Raw genomic sequence first — 24,745 nt, 5'->3', positions numbered from 1 at the left:
AACGTCTAGCGGGCCGTATTGTATAGATCAACGTTGATTTTCTCAATGTAAATCTGATTGATGGACAAACCTCAAAATAGATAATATACAGCCGTTAACACTATTATTCATAGAGAACAACTAATAGAATATTAAGCTAACTAATGAAAGATTAAGATAATGTGTTATTTAACTCTTATCTTAATCTTTCATTATTATAATGACATCAGATACCGGCCTTAATGCTATTGGCGGGCTGATAAAGTGAAACCTCTTCGCCAAGGATATATTTTCGACGTAAAGTCGCAGAGACTTTATCCATAATCATGACGATAACCACCATGATTAATGTAATAAACATTACGACATCCCAGTTCCATAACCGCATATTTTCAGCATAAACTAAACCAATACCGCCCGCGCCCACAAAACCTAATACGGCAGCCGAACGGGTGTTGGATTCAATTTGATAAAGACTTAACGCCAAGAATGTTGGAAAGGATTGAGTAAAAATACCAAAGCGATGTTTTTGCAGTGCATTGGCTCCCATTGCCGTCAGCCCACGACTAGGCGATTTATCCACGGCTTCATGCCCTTCAGCATAGAGTTTACCCAGTAATCCCACGTCTTGCATAATAATAGCCAGCACCCCAGCCAATGGCCCCATGCCCACTGCCCGAACAAAAATTAGCCCCCAAATGGCCATATCAATACCTCGAAAGATATCTAAGAAGCGGCGAATCATAAATGAAATAATACGCAATCCTGGTGTCGACATAACATTCCGTGCGGCCAAAAATGATAAGGGTAACGCGATTAATGTCGCGGTGAGTGTCCCAGCAAAGACAATGGCTAAAGTGATAAATATCTGACTGAAATAATATTTAAATGGCCAGTTAATAAAATCATGCCAAACAAACATTCGTAAAAAATAGCGGCTTATTTGCTGGCTTCCGTGGGTAAAGGTCTGCCACGGAATACCAAAAACTTTGAAGAAGAAAAGATAATAGAGAAAAATGACTATAGCAATAGCAGCAACCAGCCTGACATAGCGCTTTTGCTGTAAAAAAAGCTGAGGATGTTGTTGTTTGAGCGCTGATATCTGCTCCGTTGTCAGATGATAAGCCAACATTATGACACTCCTTCTACAACTCGCTTCCGTAATTTACCGGATGCATAATCCAACAATGAAACCACAATAATAATGAGCAATAATGTCATACTGACCTGATCATAACGATCCAGCTTTATCGAGGTCATCAGCTCCTGTCCAATCCCCCCAGCCCCCACCAATCCTAAAATGGTTGATTGGCGGAAGTTAATTTCCAGACGCATAAAACTGTAAGAAAGGAAAATAGGTTTTACCTGCGGCCAGAGAGCAAAACGCATTCGTTGCAATTTACCGGCACCACAAGCGGCCAAACCGCGAATCGGTTTATCTGATGCTGTTTCCAGTGACTCATAAAATAACTTAGTCAGACTGCCAATCGTGTGTAAGGCCAGTGCAAGGAAACCAGGAATAGCGCCAATGCCAAAGGCCATAACAAACATTACCGCCCAGGCTAATTCAGGCATGGTACGCAAAAACGCCACGAAGGTTCGAATAAACAAGCGCAACCAAGGTGGGCTTTGCGTATTATTCGCCGCCAAAAAGGCCAGAATAGTGGCAACTATCACTGACAAAATAGTTGATGCCACCGCCAATTGCAGTGTTTCCCAAATTAGCGGTAACTGAATCGGTAGCCGATAGCCCCAATAAGCAAAAGAGCCTTCGGTACGACCATCTGCAAACAAATTATGCCAATGAAGTATGGGGATGGTTTCAGCCAGATAATCAAAGAAACTTGGAATGGAAATAAAAACAGTATGAAGATTAAACTCAGCAATACTTCCCGCGCCAAGATAGATAATTGCCAGTGTTAATGACCAAATCAACGTTTCACGTTTCTGTTTACCGCGTATCTGCTGATAGTAGTGGTTAAAATCTGTATTCAAAATTAGTTACCACCTAAGAGCAATAGCTCCGGCCAAGCCAGAGCTATTTTGTTTTATCTACTGGTTCGACTTAACGATCGCCTTTGGTTAATTCGCGCTTCATATCAATGATATTTTGATACTCGCTGAGTGATGTTTCACCAATATGCTGTTTTCCGCCCATCGCTTTAATAAAGCAACCGTGATCTTCTTTGTCCAATTTTTTAACCGCCGCGACTAATTGCGCTTTAAATTCAGATGGCAACGCGCTGCGAACTAAAATTGGGCCATTAGGAATTAAGGGAGATTGCCATATAATCCGGATCTGCTTCATTAAATCAGGGTGGTCCATGCGAATCATGCGGGTGAATGCGCCGCTGGTATAACCGGTATTATAATCACCAATCATTGATGCCCAAGTCACCGCACCGGCAAACTGACCATTAATAACCCCGAGTATATCTTGCTCATGACCGCCAGAAAAAGTCACGCTGGAGAAGAAGTCGTTATATTTATTGTCTGGTGTCCCACCAAATTTCTGCTTAAAGCTTTGATTCGGTATTAAGAAGCCCGATGTTGAATCGGGATCAGCAAAGCCAAATGCTTTACCTTTCAAATCTTCAATTTTCTGATACGGGCTATCTGCTTTTACCACGACAACTGAATGATAACCACGCGATTTATCAGTGTCATCGATTGCAATACCCACAATATCAACAGCTTTAGGATCTTTGATATAAACAGAAGCAAAAGAGGAGGGTGACATGCTTAATACTAAGTCAATCTTCCCACCCAATAGACCTTGGATCACGCCAGAGTAATCAGATGCGTTATGCAAATTCGTTTTTACATTTAACTCTTTATCCAAAAACTCTTTGACGCACATGTTATCGCCAATTTGCTGTGTCGCATTCTGCCCACCAAGAATACCCAGATTAATTTCTTTAGGTGCATCCGCTGCTGTGGCATTAAATACCATCATGCTTGCCAATAATGAGGTAAGACAAAGTACTTTTTTCATTAAAATAACCTATTCTGGTAAAGGGATAAGTAGGGATTAATGCAAAAGATCAGTAGACTCATCGCTATAAATATCTTGAATAATAGTGTCATTCAGTTGCGATGGAGGCCCGTCAAAAACAATTCTTCCATGTGCAATACCAATAACGCGTGTACAGTAATCCTTAACTAAATCAACTGAGTGTAAATTTACGACCACTGCAATATCGTTTTCACTTATTTTCTGTAATGTATTCATAATGCGTGTTGTATTTTTGGGGTCCAAAGACGCAACAGGCTCGTCGGCCAATAATATTTGGGGGTTCTGCATCATGGCGCGACAAATAGCCACTCGCTGCATTTGACCGCCAGAGAGGTTCTCTGCACGCTGTAAGGCATGGGGCAACATATTGAGCCATTGTAATAATTCGATTGCTCTGGCCCGATCTTGCTCAGCGAATATTTTGAAAAATGATTTGAGGGTTGAGGTGTAGCTGAGGCGGCCTAATAAGACATTTGTCATCACATCAAGACGGGGAACCAAACAGAAGTCCTGAAAAATCATGCCGCATTTAGCACGCCATTGACGCATCTGCTTTGCGGTAAGTGCTGCTATATTCTGCGTATCACCATTATCATGATAATTGAGAATTTCACCCGCACTGCTGGGAATCGTGCCATTTAAGACATGCAGTAATGTGGATTTACCGGCACCCGAACGGCCAATAATAGCGACAAACTCACCCGCATGAAGTTCAAAATTAATATCATCCAAAACGCGATGCTGTGATTTATACGCCTTAACTAATCCTTTAACGGCAAGTACCTTTTTACGCGGTTCTTGCACCACAGCCGGATAATCAGCCACAGTGAATTGACGTAATGCCTGGCCCATGTCATGTCTCTCAGATTGCCTGTAGTCATGAGCCATTAACGGATATTTTTATTGCATATTGATGATAGTTTTATGAGAGAAAGGTGACAAAAAATAGTCACCTTTCTGATATTTTTAAGAGTATATATTTAGTGAGTCATGATTAGTTTATATCATTATCACAGGTCTGCTAGGTAGCGCTAACTTCTTAACTTTCGGTAGACAAATAGGACAACCAACGAACCGATAACGGCAACCACAAAGCTACCAATGTTAAATCCATCAACTCTACCCATGCCAAAGAAGGTGCTGATATAACCCCCAACCAGAGCACCGACCACACCGAGAATGATGGTCATAATAAAGCCACCACCATCCTCTCCGGGCATTATCCATTTAGCCAGAATACCGGCAATAAGACCAAAAATAATCCAAGATAGTATGCCCATAAACACCTCCATAAAATTAATCTTCGCTGATAGCGAGTTTCGTTTCTCTGTATTACAAACTCAAACAGCTATCATCATCATCATCATCATTAAGTTAAGACCCGATTAACAAAATCTGCAAATCAGATCAGACAATGTTCAGCATAAATCAAATAACGGGCTGACGTGGGACGAAAATCTGGTTAACACCCTGTTGTTGTAACCTTTTCAGCAGATCAATCCCCCCATTTGGGGCACTATGAGCCAACTCCCTTTCACTGGTAAAGATAGGGCTGGCCCAATATATATTGACCGGATCACCTTGCTGTAGAGGTAATGTAAGATTGTCTGCATCAGCATATAATGCTGACGATAAGATGTAGCCTTCGTAACCCTGCGGGGCAACAGACGACTCCAATGTATGTCCCTCCCCTAACCAGGTTATTTTGCTCCAGGGAACATGAGAGAATCCAGCTAAAGCACTCGCCATATGAATGGCATTGTCCTCATTGACATATTGCCCATCGATCGCGATAGCCATCTCCAAACGCCGGTATTTAGCGGCATCATCATTGAATAATATTTCGACCCATGGCTGAGGGCGAATACTGATACCCAATGTTAGAAAATAATATATTCCCTCTTTTTCATGCTGGGAAATGGCCATTGGCGGCCACTTTCCTTGATCGATGGCATAATATTTTAACGATGGACCGAAATGCTGTTCATAACATTGAATATATTCGGCCTGTAATACAGGCCACGGATTCCCCTCTTCCTGCTGCCAAGTCCGCCAAAATTGACGTGTATTTTGTGCAATAGCATATTGAGTATTGGTTGACGCTGAGCCAAGAGGTAATGTTAGGGGGTTATCTTTGATACAGCTGGCAGAATAGCAAATAGAGTGGTCAATATATAAACTCCAGCCAGGAATGATCGCCAGTAATTGGCCTTGATACCACAATGCCGCACCATCATCACTTTCAGACCAGACTACCGTAATAAATTGTGGGTCAAGTTCTGCCTCACCAGCCACATTACGGCAAAACTCAGCCGCTAATCGGGGGGCTAAACCTTGTTCGAGGGCCGCATTGTCAGCCGATTGAGGTGCTGCGACCAAATTCCTTACCCAGCAGGCACGAACAGGAAAACGCTCTTCAAACGCCTCTTGCGGATAGATATAGAAGTACACCACTCGCTGGTCCTGCTGCACCACGGCGACTAACGTCTGGTTTTCATTACTGACTTCGGCCAGCACTTCAGATTCTTTCATATCGCCTCAACTGTATCGGCAAAGGATTTCAGGCGAAACACACTGCATGCCTGCCGTAAAATAAGTCTATTAGCGGGTTACTGATAATCTCATACTAATAACTTTATACTGATAATGTAAACATGCTGGTACTCACAGCATGAGAGGGTAAAACTTGGGCATAGTGTAAAACTGAGTGACAGTGTAAAGCGCCCTTGTCCTTCAAAGCATTGGCAAAAGTCTCAAAAATTTGCTGGGTGCGATAAATATCCACATTTTCTATTTTTATACTGGATTCAGTATATTCCTATGTAACCCTGCGGGATTTATAGACCGACATTGAGATATTTATAATCAATAGTTGGTAGTCTACAACCAGATTTCACGCTAAAATAGAGGTATTATTTTTCGCCAAATTGAAGGTTCACATGGCCTATATACCGAAGAATTACACCCGTCTGGAGAGTGGTTATCGGGAGAAAGCACTAAAGATTTTCCCATGGGTTTGCGGGAAATGTTCTCGGGAATTCGTCTATTCCAATCTGCGGGAGCTGACAGTCCACCATATTGACCACGATCACAGTAATAATCCCGAAGATGGTAGCAATTGGGAGATGTTATGCCTTTTTTGCCATGATCATGAACATTCTAAATATACCGAAGCGGATCAATATGGTTCAACCGTGATCGCTGGCGATGACGCCCAGAATGACCAAGGAGTAGCAACCCACAATCCATTCGCCAACCTAAAGTCGTTGATGAAAAAATAAGTCTATCTGGTCGCAAATTTATGGCGACCAATATTGCTTAATGGGTATGGAGTGGTTAAAAACCCAATAATTGCCGGTATGAACGGTGCTCTTGTTGTTCTGGCAATAATCCTAGTTTGTCAGCTAAATATCGGCATTCACTCTCCAGACTATTAAGCGCCGTTGCATCATCAGTCATGATGGCTATTTCGGCAAAGTGACCAAGCCCAGCCAAGTTATCTATCGTGACGTGAAATTTCCCAATAAAATAGATACTACGTTGTTTTTCTAATGTGAAAGCGGGTTGATACCCTAAAGTGCCCAACATGCTTTTCACTTTATCGATATCATCAATATTACTGGCTTCACAACGCTCGGTTTCAGGTCCTTTGACTATCCATAACCGTATGCCAGATGGGCTCATCTCCCGCAAAACCATACTGATCTTGTTAGCGGCTAAATCATCGCCATTAGCTTCCAGATAGATGTCTTTTTCATGATTATTAAGCGTAAAGGGGATTGCTTGATATATTCTCAGCTGTTCATGTATTGAGTCTATATCCGAAATATGGAATTTTAACTCCACTTCATATTTGCCAACAAAATGCTCACCCATAAAATACCTAACTGCCCCATGTAATGATTTAATCAGATTTTATACCCCATCGGAAAATAATCAAAAATATTATCGAAATATAGAATTAATTTTCCTAACCCACATTTATCTAATCACTTTTTGGCTCAAGCATTAATTTCATTAACAATAAAACCGTGATGACAACGAAAGTTGAAAGCCATTTAAGCCTAATAATGTGAAGCCTCTCACAAAGCAAACGATTTATCGAGAAAGCCTCTCCTCCCTCATGCTTACATCATGGCACGACTCTCTCTGTTTCATAGGGATCTGAACGTGGGTGTCATGCCCGATGATATAAAAAGTCAATGTCATTACAGGAAACCGCGCCAATGAATCACGCCAATGATGAGAAAACGCAGACCTTGCTGGATCAGTTACAGCAGATTGTGGGTGCACGCTACTTGCTCACCAGCGAGCGGCAAACCGAGCGATATCGTAAGGGTTTCCGCTCCGGGGTAGGAGCGGCCCTCGCCGTCGTATTTCCTTCAACGTTATGGCAACAGTGGCAGTTACTGCAAGTCTGTGTGGCAGCCGATATCATTGTTATTATGCAGGCAGCGAATACCGGGTTGACCGAAGGGTCCACTCCTAGTGGCGATGATTACGACAGACCGATAGTCATACTAAATACTTTGCGCCTCAATCAAATTCAGTTATTGAATGATGGCAAGCAAGTCATTGGTTTCCCTGGTAGCACGCTAAATCAGTTGGAGAAGCTGCTGAAACCTTATGACCGTGAACCGCATTCAGTGATTGGTTCATCTTGTATTGGTGCTTCCGTGGTTGGCGGTATTTGTAATAACTCGGGTGGATCTTTGGTTCAACGAGGACCGGCATACACTGAAATGGCACTGTATGCGCAAATTGATGCACAAGGCGAATTAAAATTAATTAATCACTTAGGAATAAATTTAGGCAATACGCCAGAAGAAATCCTGCAACGCCTGGAACGAGGTAAATATCGAGCCAGTGATATTAAGCAAGGGACACAGCAAACCTCAGACCAAGAATATGCCACTCGCGTGAGAGATATTGATGCGCCGACACCTTCCCGCTTTAATGCTGATCCCAGACGATTATTTGAAGCTTCCGGGTGCGCCGGTAAATTAGCCGTATTTGCAGTACGGCTGGATACTTTTCCGAGTGAAAAACAGCAGCAAGTTTTTTATATCGGCACCAATCAAACCCAAGTATTGACTGAATTACGTCGCGCTATTTTACGTGACTTCAAGCATTTGCCCGTAGCGGGTGAATATATGCACCGCGACATTTTTGATATTGCCGAAGTTTACGGCAAAGATACTTTTGTCATGATCAATAGCATGGGGACCAATAACATCCCCCACTTCTTTACTTTAAAAGGAAAAATTGATGCCCGCCTGAGCAAAGTTCCTTTTCTCATTGATCACTTAACTGATCGGATAATGCAAGGTTTCAGTCAAGTACTGCCTAATCATCTCCCTAAGCGCCTCAAAATGTATCGTCATAAGTATGAACATCATTTGATGCTTAAAATGTCAGGTGGAGGTATCCCTGAAGCACAGCAATTTTTGAAGGACTTTTTTGCTACAGCGGAAGGTAACTTTATCACTTGCACCGCAGATGAGGGCAAAAAAGCATTTTTACACCGCTTTGCGGCGGCAGGTGCAGCGGTGCGCTATCACGCCATCCACGCCGACAAAGTGGAAGACATTCTCGCGCTGGATATTGCCTTACGACGCAATGAAGATCAGTGGTTTGAGACACTTCCACCCGAAATAGATCAATGTCTGGTCGCCAAGCTCTATTATGGCCATTTCCTCTGCCATGTATTCCATCAAGATTATATTGTGAAAAAAGGCGTCGATACCCAAGCATTGAAGCAAAAAATGCTGGAGTTGTTGAGTGACAAAGGGGCGGAATACCCAGCGGAACATAATGTCGGGCATCTTTATATAGCAAAAAACGCATTGAAGACGTTTTATCAGCAGATAGATCCAACTAATAGTTTTAATCCGGGGATAGGTAAAACGTCCAAATTAAAATACTGGCAAGAAAAATAACAGTATTGAAAGTGATACTTGCTTATCGTGTCGAATAAGCTGTTGTCCGAATGTTAGCCCTATATTGTCTTCACTCAGACTAAAGCTATAGGCAGAATTTACAGCCCTCACTGCAAATTCTGCCACTCAATGACTTTGTGATACTTATTCTGAGACCTGAGCTAGCCGTGCTTGCGTATCTTTTTGTTGGCGGTAACTTTTCGCAGCACCCGGAATCGGTGCCGCTTTGCCGGTTTCCATCCAGCTACGCAGGCGGTTTGCATCAGCAAAATGGGTATATTTACCAAAGGCATCTAACACGACCAGTGCGACGGGGCGATTACCAATCACAGTACGCATAGCCAAACAGTGCCCAGCTTGATTAGTAAAACCCGTTTTTGTCAGCTGAATATTCCATTTATCATTATAAACCAAATGGTTAGTATTACGGAAAGGCAGTGTGTAATTAGGCTCACGGAAAGTCGCCATTTTCTCTGTCGTGGTGCTCAACTGCCCAATCAGGGGATACTGTTTGGTCGCTATCAATAATTTTGTCAGGTCGCGGGCAGTAGAGACATTATTAATCGACAAGCCGGTTGGCTCGACATAACGCGTTTTCGTCATTCCCAAAGATTTAGCTTTCGCATTCATCGCTTTAATAAAAGCGTTATAGCCGCCAGGGTAGTGATGAGCCAGGCTGGCCGCAGCCCGGTTTTCTGACGACATCAATGCCAGCAGTAGCATATCTTTTCGGCTAATTTCACTGTTTACACGGACTCGCGAAAATACCCCTTTCATCTCTTTAGTTTGATGAATATCGACTGAGATAATTTCATCAAGCGGCAATTTGGCATCCAATACCACCATTGCGGTCATCAGCTTGGTGATTGATGCGATCGGCACGACTTCATCCGCATTATTGGCGTAAATGGCTTTATTTGTTTGTAAATCAACCACCATTGCACTCCCAGACGCCAGTTCCAAAGGTGCTTTCCCTTTAATCTCAGTCGTTCCACCACTGGCTGCGGCTAAAGGAACAGCACTGATACCAGTAGATAAAAGCAAAATACTTAATAGTGCAGAACGGATTTTTACATGCATGTTCATCAGCTTAAATAGGTTATTTGGGAGTGGTTGTGCTTGGTCCAGCGCATTATAAATTACAGTAATGCCCTATGCATCACACATTCTTCAAATGATTGTTACAAAGATTAAAGCTGACTAATCACTGCCCAAAGGTAAACACTTCCTAGTGAAAACAAGGAATGCGGTGGCTGTAAGCCGTATTTTTAAGATAGCGGTTGTTTATAAAAAAATCTAGACACTCTCGTATATAGCGGGATTGGGGAGTTCAATGAGTTTAGACATTAGCCACAAAAACCTAAACAAGGCCTAAATAGTAGTAAAAAAAATCCTATCACATTAATTATTATCTTATAATTATTAGCATGTTTTCAATAAAGTGGATTTATAGGTATTATTATGGGAACAACAATTTTTGGTATTATCTTCGGTGTATTTTTGATAGCGGCAGGTTTAGCTGATATTCATGATGAAAATCTAGCATCACTGACATTCTGGGTTGATGGATTACTGATTCTTGTTGGTGCGATATTCCTATTAGGAGTCGCTAAGTTTATTGGCCGTAAGAAGAAATAGCCGCGCGTTATGATTGACAACGAAAGGCGCATAAGGCGTCTTTCTATTCACATAACCACTCCTATTACCCCATTTTATCCAATCGCTATTACAGCCCCGAAATTTACAACCAAATATCAATTAAAAATTAAATGATTAGCATTTAAAATGTTTATTTCCATTTTAGCGCTTTCAGTCTCAGTCATTAGCCGTGTATTATACTTAACTGTACGACCCTGTTCACTCAGTGTATCCCCCTATAAATGTAGGTATTATATTATTATACCATCGTTATTTACCTTTATAATGTAACTCTTATTAAGAAGGAACTTACTGATGAAAACTCCCACAATTACATTAATGTTACTTATGAGCCATGCAATGGAAGTTGGCTCTGCCTCTGCCAGTGAAATTACACTTTGGCACGAACCAGCCCCGATAGTCAAAGAAGGAAAATATTGCAGCCTTATTGTCGATCGAGGTGAATTACAAAAAGCAGCCAAAAGTTCCCACAGCGACTATCTCTTCTCGGAGAAAGGGAGTGGTATCAAGCCGTTAGTGCTCATAGGAACTCCCATAGAGATCTCAGAGTTTTTGATTAAAAATGAGACTCGTGGCATCGAAAATCATATTAATGATCTGCCTGATATCTATATAGGCATCACAAATTATGTACCGCGTAAACGCTTTAGCGGTTTATTCCCACTACAGGACCTATTAAGTAAAACGGTCGATCAGGCGTTAAAGTTTGTTCCGGTAGGGACTATTTTAACCGATGCAGCAGGTATGCCTACTGATATAAAAGAGATGTATGAGGTTATTAAGCAGTTAAGCCATAAAGAGAAAGCGGAAGGTAAAGTGATGTATGTTAAGTTCAGCTACCTTCCAGAGGATGGAATGAAAAAGGTGGGGAGTAAAACGGTTAGCTTCGGAAAGATACTTAAAAAAATGCAGCATAAAGGTTATTAGGAGTCATAAATCACGGCTGTTGCAACCCCCCATCCTTGACTCGTTTGCGACAGCACATGTTTTTATTTATCTATCTGCCCATACTGAGAAAATTAATTATTCTATTTTAGAAATTTTAATTTAATAAATACCTGAAAATCAAATACGTTGAATAGTCAGAGCAATATCTTTTGAGGTTTTTAATGCGCGGATTTCACTGAATAAATCCGTCGCTTCAGTATATTCTTTACGCAGATAACCTAACCACTGTTTGATGCGGGCCACATGATACAGTCCGGTATCGCCTTGCTTTTCCAACTGCACATATTTTTGCAGCAGTTTTACCACTTCCGGCCACGGCATACGCGGCTCGTTATACTTCACGACTCGGCTCAGATTAGGGATATTCAACGCACCGCGCCCAAGCATCACCGCATCACAGCCCGTGACCTTCATGCACTCTTGCGCACTCTGGTAATCCCAGATTTCACCGTTGGCGATCACCGGAATAGTGAGGCGCTGACGGATTTCGCCAATCGCCTGCCAGTTGATCCGTTCAGCCTGATAGCCATCTTCTTTGGTGCGCCCATGTACTGCCAGCTCGGTCGCACCGGCTTGCTGCACCGCGTCGGCAATCTCAAACTGACGATCACCAGAATCCCAACCTAAACGGATTTTGACTGTGACCGGTAAATGCTCAGGCACGGCTTCACGCATCGCTTTTGCCCCCTGATAAATCAGCTCAGGATCTTTCAGCAACGTGGCCCCTCCGCCACTACCGTTAACCAGTTTTGAAGGGCAACCACAATTGAGGTCAACACCATATGATCCCAGTTCCACTGCACGAGCCGCGTTTTCCGCCAGCCACTCCGGGTACTGACCCAACAATTGGAGACGAACGAGTGTCCCCGACTGAGTGCGGCTTTGATTATGCAACTCAGGACACAGGCGATAGAAGGATTTCGCTGGCAAGAGCTGATCGACCACCCGCAAGAACTCGGTGATACAAAGGTCATAATCATTCACTTCACTGAGTAATTGGCGCACCAGTGAGTCTAATACACCTTCCATCGGTGCCAGTATTACCCGCATGCTAATTATCCTGAACCCTTATCCGCACCATGATACTTATCGGCCCCGACTGTAAATTCCACTCAGTATAACCGTAAAAAAGATCGGCAATAATACGGGGGAAGCGAGGCGTAAAACAAGGGGTTCCCCTCTCGTCGCTGCCATTGAGATGAAAAAAAACCGCCTCCATGAAGCGGTTTTATCAGCAAACAGCATTTACAGCTTATTCGCCCGGATTACGGCTACGCCCACGAGAGGACGGGCCTGCTGGACGGCGTTGACCATCCGCTTGGCTACGAGGACGGCTGTTACGGCTGTCACCGCGACCTGCTGCACCACCGCCATTTTGTGGACGACCTGCGCTGCTGCCACGACCCATTCCTGGACGTTGCGCGCCACGGCCCTGACGGCCATTTTGAATCGGATCAGCTTTAATGCTTGGATCCGGCTCATAGCCTTCCAGCGCAATACGTGGAATTTCACGTTTCAGTAAACGTTCGATATCACGCAGCAGTTTGTGCTCATCAACGCAAACCAGTGAAATCGCTTCACCAGTGCGCTCTGCACGGCCAGTACGACCAATACGATGCACGTAATCTTCTGGTACGTTCGGCAACTCATAGTTAACCACATGGGGTAACTGATCGATATCCAGACCACGTGCAGCAATATCAGTCGCGACCAGCACACGGATTTTGCCATCTTTAAAATCAGCCAGTGCGCGAGTACGTGCGCCTTGGCTCTTATTACCGTGAATCGCGGCGGCAGTGATGCCGTCTTTATTCAGCTGCTCAGCCAAATGGTTCGCGCCATGTTTAGTGCGGTTAAACACTAACACTTGCTGCCAGTTACCTTCGCCAATCATCTGAGATAACAACTCGCGTTTGCGGTTTTTATCTACAAAATGAACGCTTTGGGTGATTTGCTCAGACGCCGTATTACGGCGAGCGACTTCAACTGAAACCGGATTGTGCAGCAACTTGCTGGCTAACCCTTTAATCTCATCAGAGAAAGTGGCAGAGAACAGCAGGTTCTGGCGTTTAGCGGGTAATTTAGCCAATACACGGCGGATATCGTGAATAAAGCCCATATCCAGCATACGGTCAGCTTCGTCCAACACCAAAATCTCAATTTTGGAGAGGTCAACCGCGTTCTGATGTTCCAGATCCAGTAAGCGGCCTGGGGTGGCGACTAAAATATCGACGCCACCACGCAATTTCATCATCTGTGGGTTAATGCTAACGCCACCAAATACCACCAGCGAACGCAGCTTCAGGTATTTGCTGTAACTCTGTACGTTTTCGTCAATCTGCGCAGCCAGTTCACGGGTTGGCGTTAAAATCAACGCGCGCACCGGGCGACGACCCTTAATTGGTTCTTGGTTCTGGTTAAGCAGTTGTAACAGCGGCAAGGTGAAGCCCGCTGTTTTACCGGTACCGGTTTGTGCGCTAGCCATTAAATCACGGCCTTCCAGTACCACAGGGATCGCCTGACGCTGTATTGGCGTCGGCACGAGGTAGCCCTGCTCTTCAACAGCACGCAGGATGTCGGCGTTTAGGCCGAGAGAATCAAATGACATATTACGAGAAGCTCCAGATCTCCCCAATCCTGGCGATATCGTCAGGTGCAGTTTCAAGGGGAGATTATCAGACGAGGCATGAATTGAGGCATTACCACGAGGATTGGCACAAACTGCAGTGCACCATTGCGGCTGATTATAACAGATGTTTCGCAATAAAAGGGATATTTACACGATTATTCAGTTTTTTATTGCGACACACATCTGAAAAACTGACTTGTTACCGGCTATTAATCTCACTTATTTCACAAAAATAGGGCTTTCACGGACGATAACTTTACAGACTCACAGGGTGCGCCTAAAGTTAATCATATGATTGATTTATTGTTTGACCATAAATTATCATTGGCGCAAATGAAATTGAGATAAAATCGGTTGATTGAGTAGGGAGCCTATGTCCCATTCCACACCTCATGCCTTAACGCCATCCTTACCCGTGACCCCCCGTGGTGAGCAGGCACGTCAACAATTGATTCAAGCAGCCACCGAATTATTCGGTGAATTGGGCCTGAAAGGCGCGACGACCCGAGATATTGCGCAGCGGGCAGGCCAGAATATTGCCGCCATCACCTACTATTTCAGCTCCAAAGAGGGGTTGTATCTGGCGGTGGCGCAGCAAATTGCTGATTTTATCCAGCACGCCTTTTCGCCGCTGGCGCAGGAGATTGACCAATTCCTTCAGCGACCTGTTCAGGAGCAAACGGCCGAGCAGCAGTTACACTTTATTCGCCGTGGGTTACTGGAGTTCAGTCATTTAATGACACAGCCAGAAACCTTAAATATGAGCAAAATCATGGCGCGCGAACAACTCTCGCCCAGTGACGCCTACCCCCTTATTCATGCTCAGGCTATTGCGCCATTGCACCAAAAACTGAACCTGTTACTGGCCGCATTCATAGGTGCTGACGCGAGTGCGACTAAAACTATTCTTCATACCCATGCATTGATAGGTGAGGTTTTGGCTTTTCGTATGGGCCGCGAGACGATTCGCCGACAAGCGGGTTGGTTGGACATTGGTCAGCCTGAGATTGAAATGATAAATCAGGTACTTATCGAACATATTGACCTGCTTCTTTACGGGCTGCGGGCCAAGGCATCATGGTGATAAAAATCAGTAACAGATAGGGAGCATTATGAATCGCAAGAAGATTATAGTGGCCGTGGTGATTGTCGCCCTGCTGGCGGCGATGGGTTACGGATGGAGTTATTATCGTCAGCAGCACGACTCAGCATTGACGTTATATGGCAATGTGGATATCCGCACGGTGAATCTGGGCTTTCGCGTCGGTGGCCGTCTGGCATCACTGGCGGTGGATGAGGGGGATGATATCCAGCCGGGGCAACAGTTGGGTAAACTGGATGATGGCCCCTATCTCAATGCGCTCAAACAGGCACAAGCCAATGTGCAAAGTGCGCAGGCACAACTGGCGTTACTGAAAGCGGGCTACCGCGATGAAGAGATAGCACAGGTAAAATCTGAGGTTTCCCAACGCGAAGCCGCATTCAGTTACGCCGATAGCTTCCTGAAACGGCAACAGGGTTTGTGGGCCAGCAAAGCCACCTCCGCCAACGAACTGGAAAATGCCCGCACCGCGCGAAATCAGGCGCAGGCCAATCTGCAAGCGTCGAAAGATAAGCTCGCTCAATATTTAAGTGGCAACCGCCCGCAAGAGATTGCACAGGCCGAGGCCAATCTGGCTCAGGCCGAAGCTGAACTGGCCCAAGCTCAGCTCAATCTGCAAGACACCACCCTGCTCTCCCCATCGGCAGGCACCGTGTTGACCCGCGCGGTTGAACCGGGGACGATTTTATCCGCCAGTAATACCGTCTTTACCCTCTCACTGACCGATCCTGTCTGGGTGCGGGCCTATGTCAGTGAGTGCAACTTAGATAAAGCCATTCCCGGCACACAGGTGGAAGTATTCACCGATGGCCGCCCGGATAAGCCTTATCACGGCAAGATAGGTTTTGTGTCGCCGACCGCCGAATTTACCCCGAAAAGTGTCGAAACGCCGGAGCTGCGCACCGACCTGGTTTATCGCTTGCGGATTATCATCACAGACGCTGATGAGTCGCTACGCCAAGGTATGCCGGTCACTGTCCGTTTTGCACAACCTTAAGGCGGCATAAGCTATGAATGGAGTCCAGCACCTGATTACTCTGGAGGGCGTTGAGAAGCGCTTCCCCGGACTGGATCACCCCGCCGTCGCCAGCCTGACCACCGAGATCCGCAGTGGCGCAGTCACCGGTTTAGTCGGGCCGGACGGGGCCGGTAAAACCACCCTGCTGCGCATGTTGGCCGGCTTGCTCAAACCCAGCCAAGGTAAAATGACGGTCGTGGGTCTTGACCCGCTAGAAAACGATCGCCAGTTACACTCCATTCTCGGCTATATGCCGCAGAAATTTGGCTTATATGAAGATCTGACGGTGATGGAGAACCTGACGCTGTATGCCGATCTGCGTGGGGTGACCGGCGAACTGCGCCGCCAGACATTTGAACGCCTGCTGACCTTTACTGATTTGACCCGTTTTACTGAACGCTTAGCGGGCAAACTGTCCGGCGGCATGAAACAGAAACTGGGCTTGGCCTGTACGCTGGTCGGTCAGCCTAAAGTGTTACTGCTTGATGAGCCGGGGGTCGGGGTCGATCCCATCTCACGCCGTGAGTTATGGCGAATGGTGCATGAGTTGGCGAGCGACGGTATGCTCATCTTATGGAGCACCTCCTATTTGGATGAAGCTGAGCAATGCCGCGAAGTCTTGCTGCTGAATGAGGGTCAATTGCTCTATAGCGGCGCGCCGCAGCACCTCACACAGCGCATGAGTGGCCGGACAATTCTGGTGGCCGCCCAAACCGGAACTCACCGCAAACTGCTGCAACATGCCCTCACCTTACCGCAGGTCAGTGACGGGGTGATTCAGGGGAGATATGTGCGGCTGATCCTCAAGCCGGAGGTCGATCACCGCCAACTACTGCCGCTGCTCAATCAGCCCAACGCCGAACTACTGGAGGCTGAACCCCGCTTTGAAGATGCCTTTATCGACTTGTTGGGCGGTGGCCCAGCCAGCGAATCAGCACTGGCGAAAATTATGCCCAAAGTGGAGGGCAGCCATGATGAGACGGTGATTGAAGCCCAAGAGTTAACCAAAAAATTTGGTGATTTCGCCGCGACTGACCATGTGAATTTTAAGGTGAAGCGCGGTGAGATTTTTGGCTTGCTCGGGCCAAATGGGGCCGGTAAATCAACCACCTTTAAAATGATGTGCGGCCTGCTGGTGCCAAGTTCTGGTAATGCCTTGGTGTTGGGAATGGATCTGAAAACCAGCTCAGGTAAGGCGCGGCAACATTTGGGCTATATGGCGCAAAAATTCTCGCTGTACGGCAATCTTACGGTGGAACAGAACTTAAAATTTTTCTCTGGCGTTTATGGCCTACGAGGCAAAACACAGCGCGATAAAATAGCCGATATGACGTCAGCCTTTAATTTTACGCCGATTCTGAAGCAGACGCCGGACTCGCTGCCGCTCGGATTTAAGCAGCGGCTAGCGCTGGCCTGCGCATTGATGCATGAGCCGGATATCTTGTTCCTTGATGAGCCAACCTCAGGCGTCGATCCGCTGACTCGCCGTGAGTTTTGGTTGCATATCAATGGCATGGTTGATAAAGGGGTGACCGTCATGGTCACCACCCACTTTATGGATGAAGCGGAGTATTGCGATCGTATCGGGCTAGTTTACCGTGGCAAAATTATTGCGGCGGGCACACCGGATGAGCTAAAGCAGCAAGTGGCCACCGATGACATTCTTAACCCCTCAATGGAAGAGGCATTTATCGGGTTGGTTCAGCGCTATGACCAGCAGAATGATAAGGAGCAGCAGCCATGACTGAGCCACATCTTTTATCGATAAATAGCGAGTCGGCACCTAAAGAGCCAGAAAATAAACAGCCGAGAAATGAGGGCGAAACCTATCAGGAGACTGGTTTTTCCTGGCGTCGCCTGCGTGCCTTATGCCGGAAAGAGACTCGCCAAATCTTGCGCGACCCCAGTAGCGGGCTGATTGCCTTCGTCATCCCACTGCTGCTGCTGTTTATTTTTGGTTATGGCATCAATCTGGACTCCAGCAAACTGCATGTTGGCATTTTAATGGAGCAGCAAAGCAAACCCGCGCAGGATCTGGCGAACGCCTTTGCCAGTTCGCCCTATATCATGCCGCAAATTAGTGATAATCGTCAGGCGCTGATTCAGGCGATGCAAGCGGGCAAAATTCGCGGCTTAATTGTGATTCCCAATGATTTTGCTGAGCAACTGGCCCGCCCAGAGAGCAAAGCGCCGATTCAGGTGATTACCGATGGCAGCGAGCCAAACACCGCCAACTTTGTGCAAGGCTACGCGCAGGGCGTGTGGCAACTCTGGCAGCAACAGCAGGCGCAGAATTTGGGGCAAAAGAATGATCCGCTGATTGAGGTGCAGGTGCGTTATTGGTTTAACCCCGCCGCCATCAGCCGACACTTCATTATTCCCGGCGCGATTACCATTATCATGACGGTGATTGGGGCCATTCTGACCTCACTGGTGATCGCCCGTGAATGGGAGCGCGGCACCATGGAGGCGCTGCTCTCGACTCAAGTCACGCGCAGCGAATTACTGCTGTCGAAGCTGATCCCCTACTACGTCCTCGGCATGATAGCCATGACACTTTGCATGGTGGTGGCGGTGTTTATTCTTGGCGTGCCTTATCGCGGCTCGCTGTGGATATTATTCGTGATGACCACCCTGTTTTTAGCCAGCACGCTAGGGATGGGTCTGCTGATTTCGACCATCACTCGCAACCAATTCAATGCTGCCATGGTGGCACTAAACGCCGCATTTCTGCCCGCGATCATGCTTTCGGGCTTTATTTTCGAAATTGACAGCATGCCCGCCATCGTCCGCGCTGTTACCTATATCATTCCGGCCCGCTACTTTGTCAGCAGCTTGCAAACCCTATTCTTGGCGGGAAATATCGGCACCGTGTTGGTGGTTAATCTGCTGTTCTTGGTCGCTTCGGCGGCAGTCTTTATTGGCCTGACAGCATGGAAAACGCAGCGCAGGTTAGATTAAGCATTGAATGAATTAAGTCTCGGTGAGATGACAAGAAGGAAGCAAAACTATGTTTCATCGCCTCTACACATTGATTATTAAAGAGTTGCAGTCGCTGTTACGCGAGCCGCAAACCCGCGCGATATTAATTATGCCAGTGATATTACAGGTGATTTTATTCCCGTTCGCCGCCACCTTGGAGGTGACCAACGCCACTATCGCCATTTACAGCGAAGACAGTGGCAAAGCCTCGGTGGAGCTTACCCAGCGCTTTGCAAAAGCCGAAGCGTTTTCCCATGTGTTGCTGTTGCACAGCCCACAAGAGATCCAACCGGTGATCGATAACCAGAAAGCGCTGCTGCTGATCCGCTTCCCGGAACAATTCAGCGCCGATTTGGCGAACGGCAAAACCACTCAGTTACAGTTGGTGCTGGATGGGCGTAACTCCAACAGTGCTCAGATTGCGGCGAACTATATTCAGCAAATCGTGCGGGAATACCAGTTGGAGCTAACTGAAGGTCAAATTAAACCGAATAACAGCGAGTTAGTGATTCGAAATTGGTATAACCCAAATCTGGACTACAAATGGTTTGTGGTTCCGTCATTGATTGCGATGATTACCACCATCGGCGTACTGATTGTGACTGCCCTCTCGGTGGCGCGCGAGCGCGAGCAAGGCACCTTAGAGCAATTGCTGGTTTCCCCCCTCACCACTTGGCAGATTTTTATCGGCAAAGCCGTCCCAGCGCTGATTGTCGCTGCTTTTCAAGCCAGTATCGTGTTGTTTATTGGCATCTTTTTCTACCAAATCCCCTTTGCCGGTTCATTGGCGCTATTTTACGGCACCATGCTGCTCTATGGTTTATCGCTAGTCGGTTTTGGTTTGCTGATCTCTTCGTTGTGTTCTACCCAGCAGCAGGCGTTTATCGGCGTGTTTGTGTTTATGATGCCCGCAATTCTGCTTTCGGGTTATGTCTCGCCAGTGGAGAACATGCCCATCTGGCTGCAAAATATCACCTGGATCAATCCTATTCGCCACTTTACTGACATCACCAAACAGATTTATCTCAAGGATGCCAGTTTCGATATTATCTGGCACAGTTTGTGGCCGTTGTTGGTGATCACCGCCACCACGGGGAGTGCAGCGTATGGGATGTTTAGGCGGAAAATAGCCTAAAGGGGAGGGGTATAGTTAGTGGGGGGATCGGGGTGAAAGCGGATCAGGTAGATTTGATCGGATCAGGTTTCGGTTGATAATCGTTCAGTGTTCACCTGATCTCAGCAGCCTCAACCGAGTCGGGCCGCAGGGCGGCGGCCCAACACCCGCGCCTTGCGCGAAATATTGCCCTGCGGGTAAACCTCCCACGTCTTTCGGGCTGACGAGCCAGCGCGATTCGCATCCATGCTCAAGCGCGCTTTTCGCGGGCGTCCTGCCCGCTCACTCTACCCTCCATCCTCGTCGGCAATATCTCTGATTGCGCTCAACATCAAAAGCCAAAAACCGTGGTTTTGACCTTGATGTTAAAAGCACATTTGAGCTGCCGAGTGAAGAGAGTAGGTAGGACGCGAGGCATGGATGCCGAGCGAGGGCCGCTTGAACAGGAGTGAATCGGCCCGGTCCGTCAGCCGAAACGATGAGTGAAGGCACCCACGCAGTGGGCAAGCGATACGTGCGCTAGCGCGGGGATTCCAAAGGGGTCACGCGCTTGTGACCTCTTTGGCGGTTGGGGCATCGGAGGCCAAGTGAGCACCGATCTTATGTCAACCGAACCGGAACACTCAACCGAATATCAACCGAAACCAGATCCGATCTACCTCGGAGGCCAAGTGAGCACCGATCTCATGTCAACCGAACCGGAACACTGAACCGAATATCAACCGAAACCAGATCCGATCTACCTCGGAGGCCAAGTGAGCACCGATCTCATGTCAACCGAACCAATCACCCAACCGAATATCAACCGAAATGAGATCGACTCCCCCCATAAAACAAAAAGGACACCAATCTGGTGTCCTTCATCAAAATCTCATCCCACCAGCCAAGCTGGTGAAAACGCATTAACGGCGGTTGCCGAAAATCCGCAACAACATCAGGAACAAGTTGATGAAATCAAGATATAGAGTCAATGCGCCCACGATAGAGTATTTACGGAAACTATCTTTATCATTGGCATCCAACTGTGCGCCCATATTCTTCAACTTCTGAGTGTCGTAAGCCGTCAAGCCCACAAACACCAACACGCCGATATAGGTCACAGCCCACATTAATGCTGGGCTTTTCAGCCAGATATTAACAATCGATGCTAATACGATACCGATTAGGCCCATAAACAGCATACTGCCCATACCACTCAAATCGCGTTTGGTGGTGTAGCCGTAGAAGCTCATTGCGCCAAACATACCGGCACAGATGATAAAGGTGCTGGCGATCGAAGCCCCAGTATACATCATTAATATACTGGAAAGGGTAAGACCTGTTAGCGCAGAGTACAGCATAAACAGCGAAGTTGCAGCTGTACCGCTCAGGCGATTAATCATGCCCGAAATAACAAATACCAAACCCAACTGCGCGATAATCAACCCAAAAAATAGTATTTGATTTGATTGTAAAGCGATAACGATTGAAGGGGTATTCGCTGCGTACCAGGCGACAACCGCCGTTAATAACAGACCACAGGTCATCCAGCCGTATACCTGCGCCATATATGCCTGAATGCCAGTATTGGCACGTTCGACAATAGAACCATTAGAGCGTGGATAGCGATCCATGGTAGTTACCTTATGCATATAAATAATGAAACAGGCTATCAACTGACAGCCCACCGACTCTGTTAGATTACCACAGAAGTACCCCAAACAAGGGAGTAAAAATAGGTATTTAGCACCGATCTTTACATGGGTTTACGTACGATTTACCAGCGTCTGGCGGCCGCATGATCGCTGTCCCGCGATTCAACCCAACGTTCGCCATCCGCTGTCGCTTCCCGTTTCCAGAAAGGCGCACGCGTTTTGAGATAATCCATAATAAATTCAGCCGCATCGAACGCCATACCACGGTGAGCGCTGGTCACGCCGACAAACACGATCTCATCACCGGGGAACATTGGCCCGACTCGGTGAATCACGGCGACTCGCTGTAGAGGCCAACGGCTGCGCGCTTCAGCAATAATGTCAGCCAGCGCTTTCTCTGTCATGCCGGGGTAGTGTTCCAGTGTCAGCGCACTGACACTTTCGCCCAGATTGTGGTTGCGGACTTTGCCGGTAAAGGTCACCACCGCGCCATCTTGGTCACACTGCGCTAGCCAATGATACTCATCACCGACATTGAAGGTTTCAGGTCCGACGTGGATTCGGGTGTGCTCCATTATCAACCCCCTGTCACCGGAGGGAAGAAAGCCACTTCGTCACCCGCAACCAGTGGGTGCTGAGCACTCACCAACGATTGGTTCACCGCCGTGAGCAATTTGCCCTCTTCAAGCGCTAACTGCCAGCGCTCCCCCCGTTGGCACAATGACTGTCGCAGTGCCTCGACCGTGGGAAACTCCGCCGCCAGTTGTAGGCGGTCAATTCCCACCAATTCACGCACTTGAGCAAAAAAGAGAATCTGAATCATGGGTTCACCTTAAAATCGCCGGATTTCCCGCCACTTTTCGCAAGCAGACGTACCGGGCCAATAATCATGTCTTTTTGTACTGCTTTACACATATCATAAATCGTCAGAGCCGCAACCGAAGCCGCCGTCAGGGCTTCCATTTCGACGCCAGTTTTGCCGGTCAAGCGGCAGCAGGACTCAATGCGCACTCGGTTGTGCTCCGGCTGGGCTTCCAATTGAACTTCCACTTTGGTCAGCAGTAGCGGGTGACACAATGGGATCAGCTCCCAAGTGCGCTTAGCAGCTTGAATGCCAGCAATGCGCGCCGTGGCAAAGACGTCGCCTTTGTGGTGGCTGCCCTCAATAATCATAGCCAGTGTCGCGGCCTGCATTTCAACAAAAGCCTCTGCCCGCGCTTCGCGCACGGTGTCAGCTTTGGCAGAAACATCCACCATGTGGGCTTCGCCTGCGGCATTAATGTGAGTCAGTTGAGTCATAAATATTCCTAATTAGCGGCGTTCACTCGCAGGGCATCAGCCGCCAATAAACGATAAATTCTGTGTAATGCCACTGTTGCCCTGATGCAGGAAATGGGTCTGCTTTTTGGTTTGCAGTGCACTCTGAATCCGCGCCATCAGCTCATCTTGCTGGTCGTCACTGCCCAGCAGGTCACGTAGCGTAATGCCCTGTTCGCCAAATAAGCATAGATGCAGATTTCCCAGCGCTGAAACACGTAAGCGGTTACAACTGGCGCAAAAGTCTTTTTCGTAGGGCATGATCAGCCCCACTTCGCCCAAATAATCAGGATGATGGAACACCTGAGCGGGGCCATCACTGCGCGCGCGCTCTTGTTGCTGCCAACCTTGCTGGAGTAGTTGCTGGCGGATGATACCGCCGGAGACATGATGCTTGCGGAACAGATGGCCGCCCTCGCCCGTCTCCATCAGTTCAATGAATCGCAGTTGGATGGGGCGGAGTTTTATCCAATTAAGGAAGGCGCTCAGATGGCGGTCGTTGACATCGCGCATCAGCACGGCATTGATTTTGACTTTATCAAAACCGGCCTCAAAAGCGGCATCAATACCTTGCATCACTTGATGGAATTTATCTTGCCCGGTGATAGCATGAAATTGTCGTGGGTCCAGACTATCGACACTGACATTAATCGCCGTCAGCCCAGCCTCCCGCCATTGTGCTGCATCACGCGCTAAACGGTAACCATTGGTGGTCACCGCCAATGTGCGGATCGCGGGATTTTGCCGAATGGTGGCGATGATGTCGGTGAAATCACGCCGCATAGAGGGTTCACCGCCCGTCAGGCGGATTTTTTCAGTACCTAACAGGGCAAAGGCGCGGCTAACGCGGCTTATTTCGTCGAGGCTCAGAAAGCTTTTTAGTCCATCGGGCCGATAGCCATCCGGCAGACAGTAGGTGCAGCGAAAGTTGCACACATCGGTGATCGATAGGCGCAAGTAATAGAACTTGCGCGCAAATGCGTCAGTCAGTTGTACCATAACACCTTTCCAAATACGGGAGATGCAGGCATTTCTACCTCGCACCCTGGTGGCTTAAAGCCACGGCCAGAGCACCCTATTGTCCATAAACGAAACGCATATTCGCGGCTCGGGACAACGTAGGCACCAAGGCTAGGAGTTTATGTTCAGTCACAGTTTACGCACCGCTTCTGAACCATGGTTTAAAAAGTAAAGCCAACAGCAACAAAGCGCTAAAAACCCTACTTTTCCTAAAGATTCTAACGCTAAAACGACAGGATAGCCAATCGCAGTTTTTCGCTATATATTTTTATATACAACGACTTAGCTGACACAACTCACCGTCATTGATGGTAGCTTAGCTGCCCGCTAATACCCTGTTTAAAATCACGAAAACCATGGCTTTTATCGCGTTTTAGCGACAAATCCG

General features: G+C 47.1%; 24 protein-coding genes and 1 riboswitch. Of the genes, 9 read left to right on the top strand and 15 right to left on the bottom strand.

What is annotated here, in order from left to right; genetic code table 11:
- Positions 1 to 205: 205 nt before the first annotated feature.
- The 6 genes from phnE (HRD69_RS12490) to HRD69_RS12465 all read right to left on the bottom strand — a co-directional run bounded on the left by phnE (HRD69_RS12490) (position 206) and on the right by HRD69_RS12465 (position 5,527).
- Complete coding sequence (phnE, locus tag HRD69_RS12490; RefSeq protein ID WP_004877117.1) at positions 206 to 1,111, bottom strand: phosphonate ABC transporter, permease protein PhnE; 906 nt, start codon at positions 1,109 to 1,111, stop codon at positions 206 to 208.
- The gene (phnE, locus tag HRD69_RS12485; RefSeq protein WP_032815354.1) at positions 1,111 to 1,974 is read right to left on the bottom strand and encodes a phosphonate ABC transporter, permease protein PhnE; all 864 of its coding nucleotides are present in this window, start codon (positions 1,972 to 1,974) and stop codon (positions 1,111 to 1,113) included. The genes phnE (HRD69_RS12490) and phnE (HRD69_RS12485) overlap by 1 nt, the downstream gene beginning before the upstream one ends.
- Before the next feature lie 70 nt (positions 1,975 to 2,044).
- Positions 2,045 to 2,974, bottom strand: coding sequence for a phosphonate ABC transporter substrate-binding protein (phnD, locus tag HRD69_RS12480; RefSeq protein WP_032815355.1), 930 nt, complete (start codon positions 2,972 to 2,974; stop codon positions 2,045 to 2,047).
- Between the two features lie 36 nt (positions 2,975 to 3,010).
- Positions 3,011 to 3,847 carry a phosphonate ABC transporter ATP-binding protein gene (gene phnC / locus HRD69_RS12475; RefSeq protein ID WP_004877121.1) on the bottom strand — a complete coding sequence of 279 codons (837 nt, stop codon included), beginning with the start codon at positions 3,845 to 3,847 and terminating at the stop codon, positions 3,011 to 3,013.
- Positions 3,848 to 4,026: 179 nt separating this feature from the next.
- The gene (locus HRD69_RS12470) at positions 4,027 to 4,275 is read right to left on the bottom strand and encodes a GlsB/YeaQ/YmgE family stress response membrane protein (RefSeq protein ID WP_032815356.1); all 249 of its coding nucleotides are present in this window, start codon (positions 4,273 to 4,275) and stop codon (positions 4,027 to 4,029) included.
- Between the two features lie 148 nt (positions 4,276 to 4,423).
- Entirely contained in the window at positions 4,424 to 5,527 is a 1,104-nt protein-coding gene (locus HRD69_RS12465; RefSeq protein WP_004877126.1) for a suppressor of fused domain protein, read from the bottom strand.
- Positions 5,528 to 5,934: 407 nt separating this feature from the next.
- Between HRD69_RS12465 and yajD the strand changes: the two genes are divergently transcribed.
- Complete coding sequence (gene yajD, locus HRD69_RS12460) at positions 5,935 to 6,276, top strand: HNH nuclease YajD (RefSeq protein WP_005189583.1); 342 nt, start codon at positions 5,935 to 5,937, stop codon at positions 6,274 to 6,276.
- Between the two features lie 55 nt (positions 6,277 to 6,331).
- Here yajD and cyaB read toward each other — a convergent pair whose 3' ends face one another.
- Positions 6,332 to 6,871, bottom strand: a complete 540-nt coding sequence (gene cyaB, locus HRD69_RS12455; RefSeq protein WP_004877130.1) for a class IV adenylate cyclase — start codon at positions 6,869 to 6,871, stop codon at positions 6,332 to 6,334.
- Between the two features lie 350 nt (positions 6,872 to 7,221).
- Between cyaB and dld the strand changes: the two genes are divergently transcribed.
- Positions 7,222 to 8,934, top strand: coding sequence for a D-lactate dehydrogenase (gene dld, locus HRD69_RS12450; protein ID WP_032815358.1), 1,713 nt, complete (start codon positions 7,222 to 7,224; stop codon positions 8,932 to 8,934).
- A 144-nt stretch (positions 8,935 to 9,078) separates the two neighbouring features.
- Here dld and pbpG read toward each other — a convergent pair whose 3' ends face one another.
- Entirely contained in the window at positions 9,079 to 10,014 is a 936-nt protein-coding gene (pbpG, locus tag HRD69_RS12445) for a D-alanyl-D-alanine endopeptidase (protein ID WP_032815359.1), read from the bottom strand.
- A gap of 381 nt (positions 10,015 to 10,395) precedes the next feature.
- On the opposite strand from pbpG, the gene HRD69_RS12440 reads away from it, so the two are divergent.
- Complete coding sequence (locus HRD69_RS12440; protein WP_004877136.1) at positions 10,396 to 10,572, top strand: hypothetical protein; 177 nt, start codon at positions 10,396 to 10,398, stop codon at positions 10,570 to 10,572.
- Positions 10,573 to 10,887: 315 nt separating this feature from the next.
- Positions 10,888 to 11,520, top strand: a complete 633-nt coding sequence (locus HRD69_RS12435; RefSeq protein ID WP_032815361.1) for a hypothetical protein — start codon at positions 10,888 to 10,890, stop codon at positions 11,518 to 11,520.
- A 138-nt stretch (positions 11,521 to 11,658) separates the two neighbouring features.
- Here HRD69_RS12435 and dusC read toward each other — a convergent pair whose 3' ends face one another.
- Together dusC and rhlE are read right to left on the bottom strand one after the other, a co-directional pair.
- Positions 11,659 to 12,591 carry a tRNA dihydrouridine(16) synthase DusC gene (gene dusC / locus HRD69_RS12430; protein WP_004877140.1) on the bottom strand — a complete coding sequence of 311 codons (933 nt, stop codon included), beginning with the start codon at positions 12,589 to 12,591 and terminating at the stop codon, positions 11,659 to 11,661.
- 202 nt (positions 12,592 to 12,793) lie between these two features.
- A complete protein-coding gene (gene rhlE, locus HRD69_RS12425; protein ID WP_004877142.1) occupies positions 12,794 to 14,149 on the bottom strand; it encodes an ATP-dependent RNA helicase RhlE in 1,356 nt (451 codons plus the stop codon).
- Between the two features lie 394 nt (positions 14,150 to 14,543).
- On the opposite strand from rhlE, the gene HRD69_RS12420 reads away from it, so the two are divergent.
- The 5 genes from HRD69_RS12420 to HRD69_RS12400 are packed head-to-tail and all read left to right on the top strand — an operon-like array spanning position 14,544 to position 20,407.
- Positions 14,544 to 15,254: a transcriptional regulator gene (locus HRD69_RS12420; protein ID WP_032815362.1), complete on the top strand. Its 711-nt coding sequence runs from the start codon at positions 14,544 to 14,546 to the stop codon at positions 15,252 to 15,254.
- Between the two features lie 28 nt (positions 15,255 to 15,282).
- Positions 15,283 to 16,269 (top strand): secretion protein HlyD, encoded by a 987-nt coding sequence (hlyD, locus tag HRD69_RS12415; RefSeq protein WP_032815363.1) that lies wholly within the window; start codon positions 15,283 to 15,285, stop codon positions 16,267 to 16,269.
- A 13-nt stretch (positions 16,270 to 16,282) separates the two neighbouring features.
- Entirely contained in the window at positions 16,283 to 18,034 is a 1,752-nt protein-coding gene (locus HRD69_RS12410; RefSeq protein ID WP_004877148.1) for an ATP-binding cassette domain-containing protein, read from the top strand.
- On the top strand, positions 18,031 to 19,251 hold the full coding sequence (locus tag HRD69_RS12405; RefSeq protein WP_032815364.1) for an ABC transporter permease: 1,221 nt from the start codon (positions 18,031 to 18,033) through the stop codon (positions 19,249 to 19,251). Before HRD69_RS12410 ends, HRD69_RS12405 begins: the two co-directional genes overlap by 4 nt.
- A gap of 49 nt (positions 19,252 to 19,300) precedes the next feature.
- Positions 19,301 to 20,407, top strand: a complete 1,107-nt coding sequence (locus tag HRD69_RS12400; protein WP_004877152.1) for an ABC transporter permease — start codon at positions 19,301 to 19,303, stop codon at positions 20,405 to 20,407.
- A gap of 881 nt (positions 20,408 to 21,288) precedes the next feature.
- On the opposite strand, the gene HRD69_RS12395 is transcribed toward HRD69_RS12400, so the two are convergent.
- From HRD69_RS12395 to moaA, 5 genes are all read right to left on the bottom strand, one after another.
- Positions 21,289 to 21,999: a Bax inhibitor-1/YccA family protein gene (locus HRD69_RS12395; protein WP_004877828.1), complete on the bottom strand. Its 711-nt coding sequence runs from the start codon at positions 21,997 to 21,999 to the stop codon at positions 21,289 to 21,291.
- A gap of 143 nt (positions 22,000 to 22,142) precedes the next feature.
- Complete coding sequence (gene moaE / locus HRD69_RS12390) at positions 22,143 to 22,595, bottom strand: molybdopterin synthase catalytic subunit MoaE (RefSeq protein WP_004877830.1); 453 nt, start codon at positions 22,593 to 22,595, stop codon at positions 22,143 to 22,145.
- Positions 22,596 to 22,597: 2 nt separating this feature from the next.
- The gene (moaD, locus tag HRD69_RS12385; RefSeq protein WP_032815540.1) at positions 22,598 to 22,843 is read right to left on the bottom strand and encodes a molybdopterin synthase sulfur carrier subunit; all 246 of its coding nucleotides are present in this window, start codon (positions 22,841 to 22,843) and stop codon (positions 22,598 to 22,600) included.
- Complete coding sequence (gene moaC, locus HRD69_RS12380) at positions 22,840 to 23,319, bottom strand: cyclic pyranopterin monophosphate synthase MoaC (RefSeq protein ID WP_004877834.1); 480 nt, start codon at positions 23,317 to 23,319, stop codon at positions 22,840 to 22,842. Before moaC ends, moaD begins: the two co-directional genes overlap by 4 nt.
- Positions 23,320 to 23,355: 36 nt before the next feature.
- Positions 23,356 to 24,336 carry a GTP 3',8-cyclase MoaA gene (gene moaA / locus HRD69_RS12375; RefSeq protein WP_004877837.1) on the bottom strand — a complete coding sequence of 327 codons (981 nt, stop codon included), beginning with the start codon at positions 24,334 to 24,336 and terminating at the stop codon, positions 23,356 to 23,358.
- Positions 24,323 to 24,487: riboswitch (molybdenum cofactor riboswitch) on the bottom strand. (Overlaps the previous gene by 14 nt.)
- Positions 24,488 to 24,745: the final 258 nt, after the last annotated feature.

The organism is Yersinia mollaretii ATCC 43969 (assembly GCF_013282725.1).
GTDB lineage: Bacteria > Pseudomonadota > Gammaproteobacteria > Enterobacterales > Enterobacteriaceae > Yersinia > Yersinia mollaretii.
This window is presented reverse-complemented; position numbering and strand designations above follow the sequence as displayed.